The sequence below is a fragment of the Gaetbulibacter sp. NE genome, from assembly GCF_025548475.1.
GTDB lineage: Bacteria > Bacteroidota > Bacteroidia > Flavobacteriales > Flavobacteriaceae > Gaetbulibacter_B > Gaetbulibacter_B jejuensis.
On sequence record NZ_JAOQHY010000022.1, the window covers coordinates 1 to 1,698 of the forward strand.

Consider the following 1,698-nt stretch of genomic DNA (forward strand, 5'->3'; position numbering starts at 1 on the left):
ACCTGTATTTTTAAAAATTTGTGAATAAATTCACTATTTTTAAAATCCAAAACCACACTACGCATAGCGCAGCGTTAGCATACATATGAAAAGACACCTAATTATAATTCTAATTGTATTCACTTTTATTAAATCTTTTGGTCAAAACAATATAAATTTGACTGTTCAAGATCTTACAGTAAAAGAAAAAGATTCTATAACTAAAATGATTGATTTGTTGTCTGGAAATTGGACTTGCTCTAATAAAGCAATACTTGATTTAGAGAAGAAAAAAGTTCATCATCAGCCAATGAGAATTGTTAGTATAATGCTACCTGAAGAAATTAAAAAGAAATATAAGAAAGTTTTTGACAACAGACTAGATATAAGTTTTATACCTATTGTTGAACAAATTGGTATTCCACTTCAAGTTGGGTCCAAAATGACTCCTAAAATGAAGGAAACATACGAATTACTACTTGAGGATTATTATATAACCTGCTACGGACTAGCATTTCTTGGAAAGAAAAATGAAAATTTCGGATTTTATTGTGAAGACGATATGACAAAATTTATTCCTATAAAATTTTTAGATGCTAAATCATTAGAGCTTACCGACGGTAGAAAATTTGTCAAGTCTAAATAAATACGTATGCTAACATTGTATAAAAATAATGCGTAAGTTTATTTCTAAATCAAAAATTTGTGCTTGTTTGCTTGCATCTGATTTTCCTTCGGAAAACCCTCGCATTCAAACTACGCAATATTATTATACGTAACCGTTGGCAATAATTATGAAGAAACTGACTTACTTACTTTTTATCTTTTTGCTTCTATCAAATTTATTGAAAGCCCAAGACTTTTATCTGAATGTAAAAGGAGCTGATAGTATTACCGAAAAAGAGTTGATAGTTAAATACAAAGATGGTTATAAACAAACCAAGAAAGTTAAGAATTCTAAAAAGAGAAAAATAAAACTCAATCATCTTAAAAAATCTGAATTGAGCTTTATCAAACTGAAACTGAATTCGGACACCTTATTTCTGAAAAATGAAAACACTTTGTTAGATATTGGAGTAAATATCAGTTCAGGATTTAAAGAACTTTTCAATGATACACTAAATGTTTTTCTGGACACTTATCCTTATAAACACGCAGGAAGTCAATTTATAGTAAATCGTTTTTCAATAGATAAGCTACCTGAAGTAGAAAAGATTTTGATAGTACAAATAAACAAGAATGCCTATAACGTGAAATGGCCAACTTTTAAATTAGAGGAACATTCGGAATTTTTCTCTAACTTAATTAAAGATGATTTCTGCAATTGTATGTCAGACAAAGAATTTGATAAAACCAATTATAAACAAGTTTTTGATTCTTGTATAACCGAACCAATGACCAAAATTATTCCACATTTGGAAACTACTTTAAAAAGGTACAGTTATGATAATAAAGATGGTAAAGGATATGAAGAAAGAGTTACGGAATTTATAAACGGAATTTTATTAAAAGTCAATTTACATTATAATGAAAACTGTTACAAAGAATAACTATTGCCAACAATGTATAACCGCAATTACGGTGGATTCGACTACGTCCGAATCCACTCGGAATTGCTATCGTCAGTTCTTAACCGAAAATCATTAACTTTAATCCCGTAACTGACGGTTATACGTATTCCAAGGTAAAAAACAAGTTTTTTTTAGAAATTTACTGCTG

2 protein-coding genes are annotated in these 1,698 nt (G+C 28.9%); both read left to right on the forward strand.

Features of this window, described 5'->3' with window-relative positions; genetic code table 11:
• The first annotated feature begins 157 nt into the window (after positions 1-157).
• On the forward strand, positions 158-625 hold the full coding sequence (locus OD803_RS14415) for a hypothetical protein (protein WP_262734054.1): 468 nt from the start codon (positions 158-160) through the stop codon (positions 623-625).
• 148 nt (positions 626-773) lie between these two features.
• Entirely contained in the window at positions 774-1,529 is a 756-nt protein-coding gene (locus OD803_RS14420) for a hypothetical protein (RefSeq protein WP_181256091.1), read from the forward strand.
• Positions 1,530-1,698: the final 169 nt, after the last annotated feature.